This window comes from Persicitalea sp., assembly GCF_041751555.1.
Lineage (GTDB): Bacteria > Bacteroidota > Bacteroidia > Cytophagales > Spirosomataceae > Persicitalea.
This window is the reverse complement of record NZ_JBGSXF010000500.1, coordinates 1-17,001: the sequence shown is the minus strand read 5'-3', so window position 1 is coordinate 17,001 and position 17,001 is coordinate 1. Positions and strand designations below refer to the sequence as shown.

The following is a 17,001-nucleotide window of genomic DNA, read 5'->3' as shown; positions in this document are numbered from 1 at the left end:
GCGAATGCACGAAAAAAGCCGCAAGCAGGAAAAATCCCCCCCCGCTTGCGGCGTTCAAATTTTATTAAAAACATCGAAAAACAGACCTCAATCCGGCTGATAAAACCTTACTGTTCCATCCACCTCGTTGCTGACAACGAGCAGACTTTTCTTATTGGGGCTTTTATCTGCGGATACAAACGCAATTCCCTCGGGGCCGATGCCGACTTTCAAAATTTTCAGGAAGCGCGGGATGATCGGGTTAGTCAGGTCGTACAAGGCCACGGCGTTGGCGCGTTCCAAGGCGATGAAGGCAATGGGCTTGCCGCCGACCATGCCCACCGTCACGTTTTCCGGCTCCACGCCTTTGTCGTCGGAGCGGTCGTCGTCGTAGCTGCCCGCCCTGATGACCTCTTCTTCCAAGGTTTTGCCGGGTTCGTACACCAACTGGAAATTGGCCGCATTGATGATGCTGAAGCCACGTCCGCCGAAGCCGTACAGAATGTCGTAGTCGCCGTCGCCGTCCGTGTCGCCCAGCGTGTTCGTGATTTTCAGGCGGCCCAGGTTTTCGTTCTTTTTCAGCGTAGCGGCATCGGGGAAAGCGGTCGGGTCCAGTTTGACGCTGGAAGAACCGATCCTGGCTTCCTCCGCAAAGGTGCTGTAATCCCGGGCGTCGCCCTCGTTGGCCGTGATGAGGTACGATAATCCGTTGTGAGTGAAGTAGGTAATGCCATCCGGCTGGTAAAACGACCGAACGGGCCAGGGGCCCAACTCGATTTTGTTGTCCCTGTCGCTGGGGTCGATGCCGTTGGCGGTGAGGCTGTAATCCTTAGTACCCAGTCCGTGCAGTTTCGTAATCGTGCCGCTAATTATATCGACTTCGGCCACGCCGTTGTTTTCCTGCAAAGTCACGAAGGCCTTCTTCGAGTCGTCGGAAATGGCCACGTACTCGGGTTCGACATCCTGGGCGAAGGTCGCCTTTGGGCCAAAAATGCGGAACCCTTCCTGCGCCAACTGCGCCACCGAACCCGCGAAGGCACCAAATGTCAGCGTCCTAACGCTGTAATTGTCCGTGACATTGATGATAGAAACCGAGCCTTCGGGATCGACGGAATAATCCGAATTCGGCTCGCCCTCGTTGGCCGTGACGATGTACTTGCCATCGGGACTGAAAATAACCATGTCGGGCAAGGCTCCCACGGCAATTTGCTTGATTTGCCCCAAAGTGCTGGTGTTGACGACAATAACGCTGCCGTTGGCCTGCTTGTTGGTGGCTTCCAGCGCAATGGCCAGCTTACCATCCGAAACAGCCACGCTGTTGGCCACGCCACCCAGCGCCGACTCGTCGATGGACTGCAACTTCGTTACCGTCGGGAAGGCCGACAAATCCAGGACATCGATCAGGGCTTTGTCGGCATTGTTGACCGTGAAAAGCCGCTTGGTCGTAGGGTCGTAGGCCGAGATTTCGGAGGCACCTGACTCGCCTAAGTCGATTTGCGCCACCTCTTTAAAGGTCGCGGCGTCTTCGCCGGGAGCAGGGTTTTGAATGTCGTGGTCTTTGATGCAGGAACTGGCTAACAGAGCCAGAATGGCAATGCCTAAAAGGGACTTGGGGTAGTGCATGAAAATGGGTGAGTTGGTGAAAACGCCGAATTACCGCATTTCAACCCTGTTTCGGAAACTTCCGTCTCAGACTTAACAGTTTCGTAATAAGTACTTAACAATGAGATAATTTACTAAAAACTACCATTCAGTCATTTAAACTCAGCCCAGCATCGCCCGCAGCCCCGCCACGCACCGCTCCACTTCCTCCAGCGAATTATAGTGCGACAAACTGATCCGCAGCACCCCATCATTCATGTCCGCTACGCCCATCGCTTGTAGCAAACGGTAGGCATAAAAATGGCCATTTTTGGCCGCGATGTCGTACTCGGCTAGTCCGTCGGCGAGGGCTTTGGAAGAGATTTTGGGAGAAGAAAGCGCGATGTTAGCTTCACGTTGTTCGATGGTTTTACGGCCAAAAATCCGTACAGGCAGGTCGTTTAGGTTTTCCAGCAGATAAGCGCAGAGTTCGTTCTCGTGCTGGTTCATCAAGGCCGCCACGGCGCGGGCTTTGCGATGCAGCGGCAGACCTTTTTTTCCTGCAAAATGATGGTCGTGCAGCGCAGCGAAGTAGTCGCCGATACCCGCCAGCGCGGCGATGGCGGCGTGATCAGGCCCGGCGGAATCCAGACGTTTGTTGGGGTAAGGCATATTGAAGAAATGGCACTGCGGGGCCAGTTCTTGCAAAAAATCCTCCCGCACTACCATCACGCCCAGGTGAGTGCCGTAAGTTTTGTAGGTGCTAAATACGTAGGCATCCGCATCCAGCACATCGAGGTTAGGCCACGCGTGCGGGGCGTACGACACGCCGTCCACGACGAGTTTGGCATTTACGCCATGCACTAGTGCCGCGATTTCGTTGATCGGGTTGATTGTGCCGATGATATTGGAACTGTGCGTCACAGCGACGATGGCCGTTTTGTTGCTCAGCAATTTTTCCAAATCTTCCAAAGCCAACTCCCCGCTTTCGGGATCGACTGGCCAGATTTTTAGCGTCGCGCCTTGCTGCTGGCAAAGGCGTTCCCAACCGCCGATGTTGGATTCGTGATCCTGCTCTGAGACGATGACTTCACCGGCAGCGGCCGACCGTCCCTTCGCCACCAAAGGCGTACAGGCGATGGACAACGTATTGAAACACTGCGTGGAGGAAGCGCCGAGCGTGATCAAATCCGCCGACACGTTCAGCAGTTCAGCCATCGTGCGCCGCCCCAGCTCCATCGCTTCACCCGCCCGGTTGGAAATGGGGTTGGCCCCGTAGGGCTGCACTTTGTAATTGGTGTAAAAATCCGTCAGGCGGTCAATGACCGCTCCGGCCACGTAGCTACCGCCCGCATTGTCTAGAAAGCCGATTTTTTGGCCCAGTTCAGTTTGGAACATGGGGAATTGTTGGCGGACGAAATCGAGGTCGAGGTGTTGCATGGGTTTTTCTAAAAATTATAATGTTTCAAAGCTTCTCCGTCAACACAGCCAAACACATCTTAATCCCTTCCCGAAAATTCCCGATGCGGATATTTTCGTTCGGGCCGTGGATGTTATTATCGGGATTGGGAATGCGGATGGAGACAGCGGGCAAATCGAGCGTTTCGATGAAAGTCGCCATCGGCTGCGAGCCACCCGTAGCGCGGATATTCACGTGCTTGTCCACGGCCCGCGTCATGGCTTTGTCCAGCCAATGCCCAATGTCGGAGTCAATGTCGGTGCGGAAAGGTTTCGTGCCGATGCGGTAGTCGAAGCTAGCCAGCAGGGGGTACTTTGCTCGCTCGCCGTGGGTGGGGTCGGCGTCTGTGAGTGTGACGCCCTGGGATTCAATGTGCTTTCTTACCAAATTCACCATGCGCTGCCCTTCGGTTTCGGGTACCAGCCGGATGTCAATCTCGGCCACGGCCGTGGACGGAATGATCGTCCTGACCTCCTTCCCTACCCAGCCCGCCCGCATCCCGCGCACGTTCAGACTCGGGAACTGCATGGATTCTTCGTAGGTTACGCCCACTTTTTCGGCCTGGCTGATGCCCAGCCGCTGATCGAGTTCCGGCAGGTCTTCAGGGATGGCGGCGAAGATTTTCTTGTCTGCTTCCGAAATATTGATTCCATCGTAGAAACCGTCGATCAGTACCCGTCCGTCTTTGTCCTTCATGCTGGCTAGGATTCGCGCCAGGGCGAAGGCGGGGTTCGGGGCATAGTTGCCGTACTGGCCGCTGTGCAGATTTTCCTTCGCGCCAAAGACCGTCAGCGTGATGGTAGAGATCCCCCGCGCCCCGAATGTGAGCGTGGGCAGGTTGGAGATGTGGCGCGTCCCGTCCATGATGAGCAGGCGATCGGCGGCCAGCAGATCGCGGTGATCCTGCACGAGTTGGGCGATGGTCGGCGAACTCATTTCTTCCTGAAAATCCATGATGACCTTGATGTTGAAATCCGCCGCGACCTGCTTGTCCTGCATGATTTTCAGAGCCGTCATGAAGCAGGAAGCCGGGCCTTTTGAATCGGAGGCCGAGCGAGCGAAGATTTTGTAATCAGGGTCGATGGCCGTGTCCAGCGATTTCCAATCGACGGGCTTACCGTTTTTATCCTTTATAACGGCTTGAAACGGACTCATTTGATGCCATGCCGACGAGTCCACGGGCTGTCCGTCTATTTGCAAATAAAACAGCACGTTCTTCTTTTTGGGGTCGATTATTTTCTGGGCGTAAAGGTGCGGGACACCCTGGGAAACGATCTTTCGGGTTTCAAAGCCGAGGTCGGTGAAAGCCTTCTCACACCATTTCAGGTTGGTTTCGATTTGTTCAGGGTACTTTCCATCGTTGGGCAGAGCCAAGAATTCTCGGAAAGCAAGCAGACTGTTTTTCAGGTACTTGGTGGCACTCTGCTCAATTTCCATCTTCGTCATGCTTTGAGAAAAAAGTGCGGGCGAGGTCAGAGTGAATACGAACAGGAGGAGGATTGTAATTTTTCTTGTCATGGTACTTTCAGGTGTAAAACGGCTGGTAAAGATAGGTCTTTAGAGCAAAATCAACGGCCTTTCAGCAATCGCCTCCGGGTGACTATTCGCCAAGTACCGTTTACTAACTACCTGACAATCCAGTTGGTAAAAAAGTGGATTAGCCCTACTTTTCATTCCTAGAACCCTAAACCCTCACCCATGGAAACATCGCCAACCAATCCCCCCCGGCCCGAGAACCCCAAGCCATCCGGCATCGTACACCTGTCGGAGGAAGACATCGCCTACCTTCACGCCAATAAGACCAAAATCAGTTCGGGTATGAAAATGGTGGCCGTCTGTATGCTGATCCTTATTTTCTACCGCATCATTTCCGACAGCTCCGAAACGGGCATTATGCTGAGTATCGGCTTCGCCATCATGGCTTTACTAGGCATCGGCTTGTTTTGGTTCCTTTTTGCCCGGAGGGTCGATAAGGCACTCACGACGGGGACCAAGCACGTAGGCCGGGCGCGTATCGTCCGTAAGTTCGTGACTCCGCCAGTTCAAGACGGCCCGCCGTCCTTTTATCTGTTTTTAGATTGGGATTTTAAAGACAAGATACCCAAGGCGTCGATAGCGAAAGAGATGTACACCGAAGTTTCCGAAAATGATCTGGTAGAAATCGAGATCGTTACTTCCAGCAAGTTTGTAATAAAGGTCAGAAAACTGCCTGAGCAAAGTACCTGGTAGTTTCGTTACCCGTTGCTACACGATTTTGTTACTGATCGCGAAGCGCGTCAAAGCCACGACGGAGTGAATGTCGAGTTTTTTGAAAATATTGCGGCGGTGCGTCTCGACGGTACTGGGCGAGATAAACAACTGATCGGCGATTTCCTGGGTCGATGCCTCACTAGCAATCAGCCGGATGATTTCGATTTCCCGCTTGCTGAGCGACGAGACGCTTTCGGGGGTTTCGTGGCCGTTGAGGGTACTTTCGTTGGCAATTTGGGCTAGTTGTTGGTGGACTTCCTCGGTAAAATACCGAGTGCCGCCGGCCACGGAAAATATGGCGTTTTCGAGTTCCTTCTTCGTGGCTCGCTTCAGCACGTAGCCCCACGCCCCCGCCTGCATGGCCGCACGGATGGTTTCCGGCTCTTCCTCCATCGTCAGCAGAATCAGCTTTATGTCGGGAAAATACTCCCGTAGCCGCAGCGCCAACTCGATGCCGTTCAGTTCGGGCATGTGCATATCGGACAGTACGATGTCCACCGGGGTGCGGGTCAGTTGGTCGAACGCCTCCTGTCCGCTTTTAGCCGTGGCCTGCACCGTCACGCCTTCCAGCGATGCGATCATCATTGCAAGACTATCCAATACGACTTCGTGGTCATCGGCGAGTAAGACGCTTATTTCTTTCATAAAAATTCATCGCTGAGTAGTGGACGAAGGTAGGTAGATTAGCAATTTTACCCAGTTTCTTGTGTCACCTGCTCTTTTTCCTTTTTGAAAGATTATGCGGTAATTTACTGGAAATGCGCCGACGCAAAAAACCATTGGCTAGATAATTACCAACGATTCGATGAAAAAAAACGGTTTGATTCTTTTCCTGGCCTTGCTGAGCAACTTCGCTTGTCAAAGTTCTTCCAAAGATTCTCAAAGTCCCGGTACCCTCACGCAAACGGTCGTTTCCGTCGCCGATACGGTGCCGGAACTCCGGCCAATTCCCGCGCTGGAACGGCAGATGATCAAACAAGGCCTGGTAAACGTGCAGACAATCGATTCTACCATTTCGGTAGAGTTGAAGTACTCGACAACGGACAATTTTGTCAAAAAAGATGTCTATGGCGATTTAGAGAATGCCTATCTCCAGCTGGAAGTCGCCAAAAAGCTGGCGCGGGCCAGTACTTTGCTCCGTAAAACGAATCCCGGCTACCGGCTGCTGATTTACGACGCCGCCCGGCCTAACTCGGTGCAGCAAATTCTATGGGACGAAATCAAAGTACCCGAGCGGCAGAAGCCGCAATACGTCGCTAACCCAAAAATCGGCTCGATCCATAACTTTGGTTGTGCTATTGACTTGACGGTAGCGAACGAAAAAGGGGTTCCGCTGGATATGGGAACCCCTTACGATTTTTTCGGCCCGCTGGCCTACCCACGCATGGAGTCGCAGATGGTGGCGCAAGGAAAACTGACCAAGGCGCAACTGGCCAACCGCCAGATTCTGCGACGAGCCATGACCCAGGCTGGGTTCCGGCAGAATACGACCGAGTGGTGGCACTACGACGGGCTGTCGCGGGCGAATGCTAAGGCAAAGTACGGGATGATAAAGTAATGGTTGTGGTACGGGCTTCCAGCCCGTCAAGCGAAGTATTGCGCAGACGGGCTGGAAGCCCATACCACATTTGCTACTCTTTGGACACGCTGCTGCCGCCGGACAGGCGCTGCTCCACAGTAGGATCGCCTTTGTAACGCACGTTACTGGCTCCGCTGGCGTCCACTTTCAGGAACTTCGCTACTCGCACACGAGCACGGCTGGCTCCCGAGAGATTCAGGTCAACTTCATCAGATGGAAAGTCAAATGCATAGAGCTGCGATGCTCCCGAAATCTCCCCAATCACTAGGCCGCTCTTCCCGTTCAGAATCAGTTCGGAAGCCCCGGAAAGGTTGAGACTCAGCCGCTCAGTCGAGCCAGTAAAAGTAGACTTGGAAGCTCCCGACAAGCGATAGTCCAGGGTTCGTTCGTTCTCGAAACCTTCGATAGTAGAAACCGATGCCCCCGAGAAGTCCACCCCGCGCAGGCTGGGCATGACGATGTCGATGTCCATGCGGTCGCGGTTTTTGCGCCAATTGTTGCGGTACTTAATTTCCAGCACATTCGAGCGGCTGATACTGGCGTCCAGATCATCAAGGTCGTTCAGTTCGCCCGTAGCCTCAATGCTAAAATTCGCGCCCTGCTTGACCCGAATTGAGAAAGCACTACCCATCGCCAACTGATCGAAATTAGTCAGGTTAAGCTCGCGGGTTGCGACGCCACGGGGCGCGATGTCGTTGTCGCGGGTATTGATGTAAATACAGGATTGCAGGACACCCGCTAACATCAGAACGAGGGCAATTTTGAAAATTGGGGATGAGAATGACTTTTTCATGGCTGATAGAAGATGGTAGAAAGATAAGGCAAGATGACATTCGGTCAATCGATTCTGTGACAATCCGGTTTTGGTTTTCCCCTATGAAGAAATAATAAAAATAATTTCTCACGCCGCGCGTAGGGGTCGGGGCATAGGCATCTTGTCCCAGAAAAAAAGGAATACAAACTTGACTGCTACCTTTCTTACCAACCGGGGGGTCGAAGCCGAGGCAGATTGCTTATTTTTGCCAAAAACAAAAGCAATCGCCTTGGTTCAGCTATCCGACCCGGAAATCGTGCAAGCCATCCGGCAGGGTGAGGAATCCGCTTTCGAGCAGATGTTCCGCACCTATTACGAGCCGCTGTGCCGCTACGCGAATACCATGCTGAAAGACAGTGACGAGGCTGAAGAAGTGACACAAGGACTGTTCATGAGCGTATGGGAGAAGCGGGAGAACCTGGAAATCACGCTTTCTCTGAAAGCATACCTCTACCGCGCCGTTCACAATCACTGTCTCAACCGCATCAAGCACTACGGCGTTCGCGAGACGCACCGCGCTTATTCGCTGCACTTCGAGACCGATAGTCACGATTCGGTGACGGAGGCGATTTACGGCAGCGAACTGGAAAAACGCATCGAGCGGGCGGTTAGCAAACTACCCGAGCAATGCCAAGTGGTGTTCAGAATGAGTCGCTTCGAAGAATTAAAGTACCAGGAAATCGCCGACGAGCTGGGCCTTTCGGTTAAAACCATCGAAAATCAAATCGGTAAAGCCCTGAAAATTATGCGGAAAGAATTAGCCGACTACCTGCCGATAATCGCCGCGATTGTTTTTCATGGCGTAATTGATTCGCTCTCGACCATTGTCAACTGTCAACTGTCAACTGTCCATTGAAAAACTCTACCCCCATCCTATCCGACGATCTCCTGGCCCGCTACCTGGCCAGCACGGCGACGCGCGAGGAAATCGAGCGGGTGCAGGCTTGGCTCGATGCGTCGCCGGAGAATTTGGATGAGCTGAAAGGCTATCGAAAACTGTGGGAGCGTAGTGGCATGATTGGCAGCCAGCAGATGCCTATCGACACTGACGCGGCCTGGGAGAAAATGCGAGCTAAAATGCGCGGCGGCGAGATAGTCGAGGAATCCGAAAGGGAGGTTGTGCCATTGCCCACTCAGAAACTTCGGCTCTTACCCTCGATGTGGGCCGCAGCAGCCGTAGCGCTACTGGCATTGGCGTTCGGTGGGTTTTATTTTTACAAAATGCAAAACCCACAGATGGTGTCAGTAACCACCGGGGAAAATACTTTCGAGAAGATTCTGCCCGACAGCACCAAAGTAATTCTGAACTACAACTCTACGCTCACTTTCGCCGAAGGTCTACCCGGAAAGACACGCACCGTCAGTCTGGACGGGGAGGCATTTTTCGATGTGGCTCCCGATGTTGCGCACCCGTTTGTTATCAAGGCCAACGGCACCGAGATTAGGGTTGTGGGGACGTCTTTCAACGTGAAGGCGTACGACCAAGCCGTGCGGGTAGATGTAAAGAGCGGGAAAGTTGAAGTGCGCAAGTCGGCAAAGGTGATGGAGTTGTTGCCCGGCGAAGGCGTGGAAGTACTGGCCGATACAGTATTCAGAACCCTTTCTGCCAACCCGAATGCAGCAGTTTATGGTACTCGGGTGTTCGACTTTCGGGCTACGCCCCTCGCCGAAGTGGTGCTGGCGCTCAGCCGGGGCTTTCACGCCGAGGTAACACTCGCCGACGACCGCCTGGCTAACTGTCGCCTGAATGCCCGCTACGAGAACGAAAGTCTCGACGCGACGCTCGCGCTCATCGCCGAAACCCTGACCCTGCAAGTAAAGAGACAGGGCGACTCGTATGTACTTGACGGGTCAGGCTGTCGGTGATGCTAAGGCCAGTCATTACTACTTCAAGTCCCCGACGTTTTGAAAATATTCCCCTCCTTGAAGCAAATTATTTTCGTACTGCTGTGCTGTGTGCTGACGAAAGAAGTTCATGCCCAAAACTCTTCTCCGCTGGAAACCAAAATAACCCTCCGCGTGAGCAACGAGCGTATAGACGAGGTTCTGCGTCAAATTGCCGCCAAAGGCGGGTTCAGCTTTTCGTATAGCCCCGACGCCATCGCGGTCGGCAGCCGCGTATCACTGAACGCCAGCAACCAAAGCGTGCGGGAAATCCTGAACGTGCTTTTCGATGGGAAGGTACTTTTTAGGGAGCGGCGCAAGTACATCATCCTGCAACGCGCCCCGGAAGTAGCCGAGAAAAAGCCGGAAGCCTTTTACCTCAACGGCTACGTGATCGACGAAACGACAGGCGAAAAACTACCCAACGCCAGTATCTATGAACCTGTGACACTGGCTTCCGCTGTGAGCAACAAGTACGGGTATTACAAGATAAAACTACCCGCCCAATCCGAAAAGCTACGGTTGGAAGTACGAAAAGAGGATTACGCCGGGCGTTCAGTAGAAATTCTTTCGCGCAGTAACACTTACTTTCCAATCACGCTGGCTCCGGACACGCTCCAGCCCACTCCACCACCTACTGTTACGATTCGAGATTCTATCAGAGTAATTGCACCCCGTACGCCGAGAAGCGTACTGAGGCAAGATTCCAGTCGTCCGCAGATCGAAATCCCCATAGTCGTGGTCGCCGAAGCCACCGACCCGGACAGCATCATCCCCATCCGTCGCAAAGAGAAATCTTCTTTGGCTGAAAGCCTGAAAGACCTGCGCGACGGCCTGGTGTTCGCCCTTTCGACGGCCCGGCAGGCGGTACACGTCGAGAATATTCAGGATTCACTGCACCGTCCCTTTCAGGCGTCGCTCATGCCATTCATCGGTACCAACCGGGAGCTGAGCGGCAACGTGGTCAACGATTTTTCGCTCAACCTGCTGGCGGGTTACTCGCTGGGCGTGGACATGGCCGAGGCAGGACTGGGTTTCAACCTGGTGCGGGGCGACGTGTGCTGCTTTCAGGCAGCGGGCGTCGCCAACGTGGTGGGGCGAGAGGTCAAGGGAGTGCAGGCAGCGGGCGTGGCTAATCTGGTCATCGGGGATTTTGTCGGCTTCCAGACCGCCACCGCGCTCAACATAACGGCCGGAAATTTTCAGGGGGCGCAACTGGGCGGGGTCAACGTGGCGGGTGGCGTACTGGAAGGCTGGCAGTTGTTCGGGGCGATGAACATCGCCAATCGGGTGCGCAGCGGTCATCAGGTGGGCATCGTCAACTACGCCGATTCGTCGGCGACAGTACCGTTTGGCTATTTTAGTTTTGTGAGAATCAACGGCTACCGCCGACTGGAACTCACCACCGATGAGCTGAATTACGGGAATATTACTTTCAAAACCGGGGTCAGAAAATTTTATAATATTTTTACCTTAGGTACCAACGTTTTTTTGCCTAACAAACCACCGGGTAGCATTGGCTACGGGATCGGTACAGCCCGCTACCTGGGGCGACGCAGCCGGGGCGACGACCGAAAGTCGATGCTCGATCTGAATTTTGTGGCGAGCCGTGTGGCGCTGGAGCGAAAATTCTTTAAATCGCCTTACGCGGTACACACACGGCTGTCGCTGAGCCTGGAGCGAAAAATCAGCCCGCGTCTGGCGCTAACGGTAGGCCCTTCGCTTAATTTGCTCTTTTCGCCTTACACCGGGTTGCTACGGGGGAATCAGTCGAGTTTGCCATCGATCACAGTTTCCACAGACGACAATGGGGAGGGAAGTACTTACGGATGGATTGGTTTTCAGGCGGGACTGCGGCTGTGCAATCGACAGAGCCAAGCTTACTAATTACCCAAAATCAGACTGGCATTGGTCAGTTGGTCAATTCGGGCATCCATCTCTAAGCTGATACTGGCCGCGAAAGCTTGAACGGACTGCGGAATGATAATAGCGTGGCCCGACCGAATAGTGACCCTATCCAGCGAGGTGGGTACTGTTTGGCACGACCAAGTCGATAATTGATCCCAATCCCCGTTTTGGGTACTCTTCACTATCCGGTCAAGAGGATTAGTCGCCAGCGTCTCGGTGTAGCAGTCGCCCGCCAGGGTTACCTCCACCGAGTAAACCCCCGGACTCGTGGCAGTCATGATGCTCTCGGTAGCCCCGGCGATATCGTTTCCGTTAATTTTCCACTGGTAGGTGAGTTGTTTGCCTGTGTAGGTAGCCAGTTCTACTGACTGTTCGCAGGTGATGGGCGGTGGCGTAGCAGCGGAGGTCTGAATGTAGTTTCCCAAAAACGGCACATTGCGATCCATCCAATCCAGGCGCCTGGTTAGCCATTCTTTCAAGTAAGCGATTTCCGTAGCAAAGTCCCCCCTCTCTCCCACTACGTCCCAGCGTTCGTAATCGCGGGGCTGCGCCTCAGCAACGATTCCAACATTTTGGTCAATCATCGCCACGACGTTGGAAGTTTTCAGAATGTCGGAGCGCAGTGTGACCCACCGCACTTGCAATGCAGCTACGTACGCAGGATCGTCAAGCAACCGTTTCCACCAAAAAGGTTGTTTCCGATCCACCCGACACAATCGTTGGCTTTGGTATTGCCAGCCGATGGTGTCATTGGCAGCGCAGAAGTTGTAAGGCGTATTGCCCGTGGACGAGTTGTAGTCCCACAAAGGTCCCATCACCAGTTTACCGCCTTTACTATCGCGATTTTTGTACATATACGTGCTGTGGCTGTAAGCATCCGCCGAACGCATGACCTCCGAAAGCAGAAAATAATCGACAAAGCTTGGTACATCGGCGTACTTTCGATAGCCTTTGGTCAAATCAGCGAAAGCTGGGTCATTCAGGGCCGTCTCAAATTCGTCCAGGTATTTCTGTATATAGGTCAAGTGGTTGGGATGAACGTCATCATCATCAGGTTCATGAAGTTCAAAATCAGTTCGAAAATCACCGCATTCGTTTGGCTGTTGCGATTCCCAGTAAGGACCGGGGTTGCCCACATGGTGGTCGATTTTCACGATATAGCCGCCCGTCAGGGCATTGCCGGTACTGTCTTTGTACTCCAGATTGGAAATGTCAACCCGGTTTTTGTCTCGTTTGATTTTTTCCATAAGTACATATACACCACGATAGTCTTCATATTGAAGACTATCGTCTGCGGTCACGAACATTTCCACAAATATGGTGCGCGAGGAGTAACGGCCCGTTTTTCTAGCCAGCGCGTGCAATAGTACGTCACGCATATAAGTCTCATCGCCGAAGGTGTTGAAGAATATCCAGTCGTTCTCGGAGGGCATACCTAGCAACGGTACGTTAAGATTGGAACTATCAGCATTTCTGGTTTCAAAACCAAAAGATTTTTTCGGTGAAAGTTGGGAGGAATTCCCCCGAATCTCTATGCCAATCTTTCCATCATAATGGTTGAATGGATCGGTGACGTTGTTCCGTACTCCATTTCCATTGTAGATAATCCCCATATCGGCCATGATCTTGGGTTCGTCCACGATGGCCTGACTGTTAGTTTTTATAATGACAATGGGTAGGTTGGAAGAAGTAGGAATCGACTGAGCAGTGACTTCTACGAAGAGACAGGCTGCCAAAGGCAATAGAAGTGTGGCTTTCATGATAGTAAGGTCGAAGATGAGGGACTCAGATTACTAATCTCTTTTGTTTTTTTTAAAAATGCAAAATTTTCTTAGCAAGCGGTCAAAAAATGTTGTAAAAGATGGAGAGGACAATCCTAATAACAGTACTAAGCACCGGGATCACCTCATGATCGAGCGGAGCCTTTTTTTAAGAAAAGGCTTGTTAGTCTTGCTAACGATCGCTCTTCTCTCCGAAGACAGCTCCGCTCAGGCACCCAATCTCTCGCTAGCTCCGGGGGTAGTCGTGGCACACAGCCCGGCCTCTTCAAAGCAGTACATTGGCTCGCCTAGTCTGGCAGTTTTGCCCAATGGTAATTTTGTGGCATCACACGACTTTTTTGGTCCCAACACTACCGAACACACTTCGGCGGTTTCGCGGATTTATCGCTCTTCGGACAAAGGAAAAACGTGGCGGCAAATTAGTGAGATCGACGGGCAGTTTTGGTCCAAATTATTCGTGCACCAAGGCAAACTCTATCTCTTTGGCACCAACCGCCATCACGGCAACACTATCATTCGCCGCTCTACCGAAGGCGGAGAAAGCTGGACAAGTCCAACAGATGCCGAAAATGGACTTTTGAAAGAGGGAGAATACCACTGCGCCCCAGTGCCGTTTTTGGTGCACGATGGCAGACTTTGGCGGGCGATGGAGGACGCTCACGGGCCACCCAAAGTATGGGGTAAGCGGTACAGCGCGTTCATGATGTCCATCCCGTTGGATGCCGACCCGATGGTGGCAGCCAACTGGACTTCATCCAACATCATGCGCTATGACTCGACGTATCTGGACGGGAATTTTGGTGGCTGGCTGGAAGGTAACGCCGTGCTAGGGCCAGACGGCCAGATGTGGGATGTCCTGCGCGTGGACGACCGCAGTACTTTGGAAGAAAAAGCGGCGTTCGTACGCATAAGCGCGGATGGCAAAACCGCTACTTTCGACCGCAACGCGGATTTTAGGCCTTTTCCTGGTGGGAGCAAGAAGTTCACGATTCGCTATGATCCAAAATCCAAACGATACTGGACGCTTAGCAACTATATTCCCGACCATGTGAAAGCAGCCAACCAAGGCAAAAGCCCGGCTAGCATTCGTAACACACTGGCGTTGTTCAGTTCATCTGATCTCCAAACCTGGGATTTCCATAAAACCTTGCTCTCTCATCCCGAAGTGACCTATCATGGCTTTCAGTACGTGGACTGGTTGTTTTCGGGCAAAGACATTTTGTTCTTAGCAAGAACTGCCTACGACGATGGGCTAGGCGGGGCGTACCGAGGACACGACGCCAATTTTTTGACCTTTCACAAAATTAAGAACTTCAGGAAAAAGTAGCTTTGACCTACCCCGCGGCCTACGGCCGCCCCTCTCAAAAAGGCATTAATTCTAGAACCCGATCCGTCGCCCTTTGCTTATGCCTTTTTCCTCCGCCGCGTAGTCGCGGAGTTCCTGTAATTCTCGCTCGAAGCCGCCCGACAGAATAGGGAAGCGGCACCAGGTACGAGCATCAAGGCTGAGGTCATCGAGGTGAAAGGAAGGCGCGTAGCGTTCTCGCTTCCACTGATTCCGACTCCACAATTTAAAAAATCGCTCCGTCCAGGTAAGCATTTGGGCGGGCGTATAGCGGTCTTTAAACACCACAAGTACAATGCGGTAGCACTCCACTGGCGGTTTTTTATCACGGATGCCGCTTTCTTCTAATGCGTCCAGAAACTCGTAGGGCATCAGGTCATCCTCGTCGGTTTGCTTGCGGTTGGTGGGGCGTAGTTCGGCGGTGGGTTGCAGGCTGTTGACCTTTTGCAAACCCTCGATTTTGATGTGCTTACCCTGCACGTGGCAACCCACGTTTTCGAGCCAAACCAGCCATTTCCGTAAATAAAACTTATCGATGCCTGCAATCGGGCTGATACTACCCGCCGTGTCGCCATCCATCGTGGCGTAGCCGACGGCCACCTCCGAGCGGTTGGAAGTGGAAAGCAGCAGGTGGTTGGTCAAATTAGTGAGTAGCCAAACCGACGGGGCACGCACCCGCGCCTGGATGTTTTGCAGCGCGATGTCGTCTTGTGCCCAAGTCAGTTCTCGACCGATTTGCCCTTCAATCAGTCCAGTGTAAGTTTCGACCAGACCATTGATGTCGATATTATAAAAAGTCGCTCCGATGGATTCGGCCAGCGACTGCGCCGAGTCGAGCGTCGCTTCCGAACTATTTTCAGTTTCCTGGTAAATGGTGTGAATGAGTTCTTTGGCGATTTCTTCGACAGACTCGCACTTCTGAATTTTCTCGATGTGGCCCAATTTATGCTTAAAGCGATCCAGCCCAATGCTCTCCTCAGCCAGTCGGATCATCAGTCCGCACAAGGCCACGCAGGCCGCTGAGTCGGCCCCGCCCGACAATGACACGGTGAAGCCCTGCGAACGACTTTTGCGCAGGTAGTCGAACAAAGCCAGGCAAACCGCGCGGGCAAACTCCTCCTCCTTCAACGCCCCCCCGCCCTCGAAGGCTTCTAGGTCAGCTTCTTGCAAGGGCACGGGTTCGAGGTCAGGAAAGTCAAAAGTACCAGGTACTTTCCAAAACTTATCCTTGGGTAGGTCGGCGATGTTCTGCACCTGACTGAGGCGCGTGTACTCGGTATCGATGACGGCCGCGGTAATCAGAAAATCTTCGTAGCTGAACCGATTGCTCGACTGCAGGAATTCGCCATTGGAGGCGATCATGGCATCGCCGTCGTACACGGCCCGTCCGGCCTCGTTGCCCAGCATATTGGTATAAATATAGCTGCACCCGAAAGACCGCGAGGCGTCGATCACGAACCGCTCGCGGGTCACGAATTTGAAAAATCCAAAATGACTCGCGCTGGGATTGAGCATAATGTCCACGCCGCGCTCGTAGTGCCGTCGTCCCGGCCGATGCGCCACCCAGGCATCTTCACAAATCTCGAACGCAACTCTGACGCCCGAAACATCGAAAATGACATCGCCGATCGGGTAGTCGATGTGGTCGATTCTCGTCTTCTCGACAATGCCTGCCGGCCAGGGGTGAAACCAGCGCGTTTCGTAGTGAATGCCGTTGTTGGCCAGATTCTGCTTGGCACAAAAACCCATAATCCGCTTATTAGCGACCAGACAGGCCACGTCGTAAAGTCGGTTATTGTGCCTCAGCGGTAGCCCAATGGCGACAATCATACCCTCAGTATGGCCGACGATTTCGAGCAGGCATTTTTTCGCTTGTTCTTCCAGATCATAGGCGAAGAAATAATCCTCGCAGCCGTAGCCCGTGATGCATAGCTCAGGCAAGCACAATAAGCTGACCTGCTGCCGACGTGCCTCTTCGATGGCGTCGATGATATTTTTAGTATTGGATTCCCACGCCATCGGCGTTTGGTTGAGGACGGCAGCGGCTACTTTGATTCGGGGCATTTATTGATGGAAAAATGGATGATTGTTATGAGTAAAAAACAGGTATCCCTGTTTGGGATCAATTAAAGCGATGAACATCGGAAACTGTTCTTATTACAAAGGTACTGTGTAATGAGAACAATGAGTGGAAAGAAGCACCACTTGTAATAACAATAGTTCGATAGTCTTAATATTAAAAAAGGAGCCGGGAATCAATCCCGGCTCCTGTACAATCATTAGACTAAAAACTACTTACTAGTATTAGCTAATATCACTTTCCACCCCAGTGTCCTTCCAGCTCCGCGAAGCGGCCGAATCCAGCACCGCCTGACAGACCTTCTGGGTCTCCATCGCATCCTGGAACGTCGGATGACAATC

The 17,001-nt window shown here is 52.9% G+C and carries 13 protein-coding genes; 6 read left to right on the top strand and 7 right to left on the bottom strand.

All coding sequences use genetic code 11. From position 1 onward, the window contains the following. Positions 1 to 87 precede the first annotated feature (87 nt). The 3 genes from ACEW8P_RS17710 to ACEW8P_RS17700 form a co-directional block, all read right to left on the bottom strand. Positions 88 to 1,602, bottom strand: a complete 1,515-nt coding sequence (locus ACEW8P_RS17710) for a choice-of-anchor I family protein (protein WP_373514407.1) — start codon at positions 1,600 to 1,602, stop codon at positions 88 to 90. Positions 1,603 to 1,743: 141 nt separating this feature from the next. Further along, positions 1,744 to 3,000, bottom strand: coding sequence for an aminotransferase class V-fold PLP-dependent enzyme (locus tag ACEW8P_RS17705; RefSeq protein WP_373514406.1), 1,257 nt, complete (start codon positions 2,998 to 3,000; stop codon positions 1,744 to 1,746). A 25-nt stretch (positions 3,001 to 3,025) separates the two neighbouring features. Then, positions 3,026 to 4,537 carry a M20/M25/M40 family metallo-hydrolase gene (locus tag ACEW8P_RS17700; protein WP_373514405.1) on the bottom strand — a complete coding sequence of 504 codons (1,512 nt, stop codon included), beginning with the start codon at positions 4,535 to 4,537 and terminating at the stop codon, positions 3,026 to 3,028. A gap of 180 nt (positions 4,538 to 4,717) precedes the next feature. On the opposite strand from ACEW8P_RS17700, the gene ACEW8P_RS17695 reads away from it, so the two are divergent. After that, positions 4,718 to 5,248 carry a hypothetical protein gene (locus tag ACEW8P_RS17695; protein WP_373514404.1) on the top strand — a complete coding sequence of 177 codons (531 nt, stop codon included), beginning with the start codon at positions 4,718 to 4,720 and terminating at the stop codon, positions 5,246 to 5,248. A gap of 15 nt (positions 5,249 to 5,263) precedes the next feature. Here ACEW8P_RS17695 and ACEW8P_RS17690 read toward each other — a convergent pair whose 3' ends face one another. Beyond that, on the bottom strand, positions 5,264 to 5,914 hold the full coding sequence (locus ACEW8P_RS17690; RefSeq protein WP_373514403.1) for a response regulator: 651 nt from the start codon (positions 5,912 to 5,914) through the stop codon (positions 5,264 to 5,266). Positions 5,915 to 6,074: 160 nt separating this feature from the next. On the opposite strand from ACEW8P_RS17690, the gene ACEW8P_RS17685 reads away from it, so the two are divergent. Next, positions 6,075 to 6,827: a M15 family metallopeptidase gene (locus ACEW8P_RS17685; RefSeq protein WP_373514402.1), complete on the top strand. Its 753-nt coding sequence runs from the start codon at positions 6,075 to 6,077 to the stop codon at positions 6,825 to 6,827. Positions 6,828 to 6,900: 73 nt separating this feature from the next. Here ACEW8P_RS17685 and ACEW8P_RS17680 read toward each other — a convergent pair whose 3' ends face one another. Continuing rightward, the gene (locus tag ACEW8P_RS17680) at positions 6,901 to 7,641 is read right to left on the bottom strand and encodes a head GIN domain-containing protein (protein ID WP_373514401.1); all 741 of its coding nucleotides are present in this window, start codon (positions 7,639 to 7,641) and stop codon (positions 6,901 to 6,903) included. A gap of 250 nt (positions 7,642 to 7,891) precedes the next feature. Here ACEW8P_RS17680 and ACEW8P_RS17675 point away from each other — a divergent pair, with 250 nt between their 5' ends. The 3 genes from ACEW8P_RS17675 to ACEW8P_RS17665 are packed head-to-tail and all read left to right on the top strand — an operon-like array spanning position 7,892 to position 11,433. Then, entirely contained in the window at positions 7,892 to 8,518 is a 627-nt protein-coding gene (locus ACEW8P_RS17675) for an RNA polymerase sigma-70 factor (RefSeq protein WP_373514400.1), read from the top strand. Then, positions 8,515 to 9,528: a FecR domain-containing protein gene (locus ACEW8P_RS17670; RefSeq protein WP_373514399.1), complete on the top strand. Its 1,014-nt coding sequence runs from the start codon at positions 8,515 to 8,517 to the stop codon at positions 9,526 to 9,528. Before ACEW8P_RS17675 ends, ACEW8P_RS17670 begins: the two co-directional genes overlap by 4 nt. Positions 9,529 to 9,585: 57 nt before the next feature. After that, on the top strand, positions 9,586 to 11,433 hold the full coding sequence (locus ACEW8P_RS17665; protein ID WP_373514398.1) for a carboxypeptidase-like regulatory domain-containing protein: 1,848 nt from the start codon (positions 9,586 to 9,588) through the stop codon (positions 11,431 to 11,433). Here the strand turns inward: ACEW8P_RS17665 and ACEW8P_RS17660 are convergent. Beyond that, positions 11,430 to 13,214, bottom strand: a complete 1,785-nt coding sequence (locus tag ACEW8P_RS17660; protein WP_373514397.1) for a CotH kinase family protein — start codon at positions 13,212 to 13,214, stop codon at positions 11,430 to 11,432. The two genes, ACEW8P_RS17665 and ACEW8P_RS17660, sit on opposite strands and share 4 nt — an antisense overlap. 58 nt (positions 13,215 to 13,272) lie before the next feature. Between ACEW8P_RS17660 and ACEW8P_RS17655 the strand changes: the two genes are divergently transcribed. Beyond that, on the top strand, positions 13,273 to 14,562 hold the full coding sequence (locus ACEW8P_RS17655; protein WP_373514396.1) for a sialidase family protein: 1,290 nt from the start codon (positions 13,273 to 13,275) through the stop codon (positions 14,560 to 14,562). Between the two features lie 51 nt (positions 14,563 to 14,613). On the opposite strand, the gene nadE is transcribed toward ACEW8P_RS17655, so the two are convergent. Further along, positions 14,614 to 16,644, bottom strand: a complete 2,031-nt coding sequence (nadE, locus tag ACEW8P_RS17650) for an NAD(+) synthase (RefSeq protein ID WP_373514395.1) — start codon at positions 16,642 to 16,644, stop codon at positions 14,614 to 14,616. Between the last annotated feature and the right edge of the window lie 357 nt (positions 16,645 to 17,001).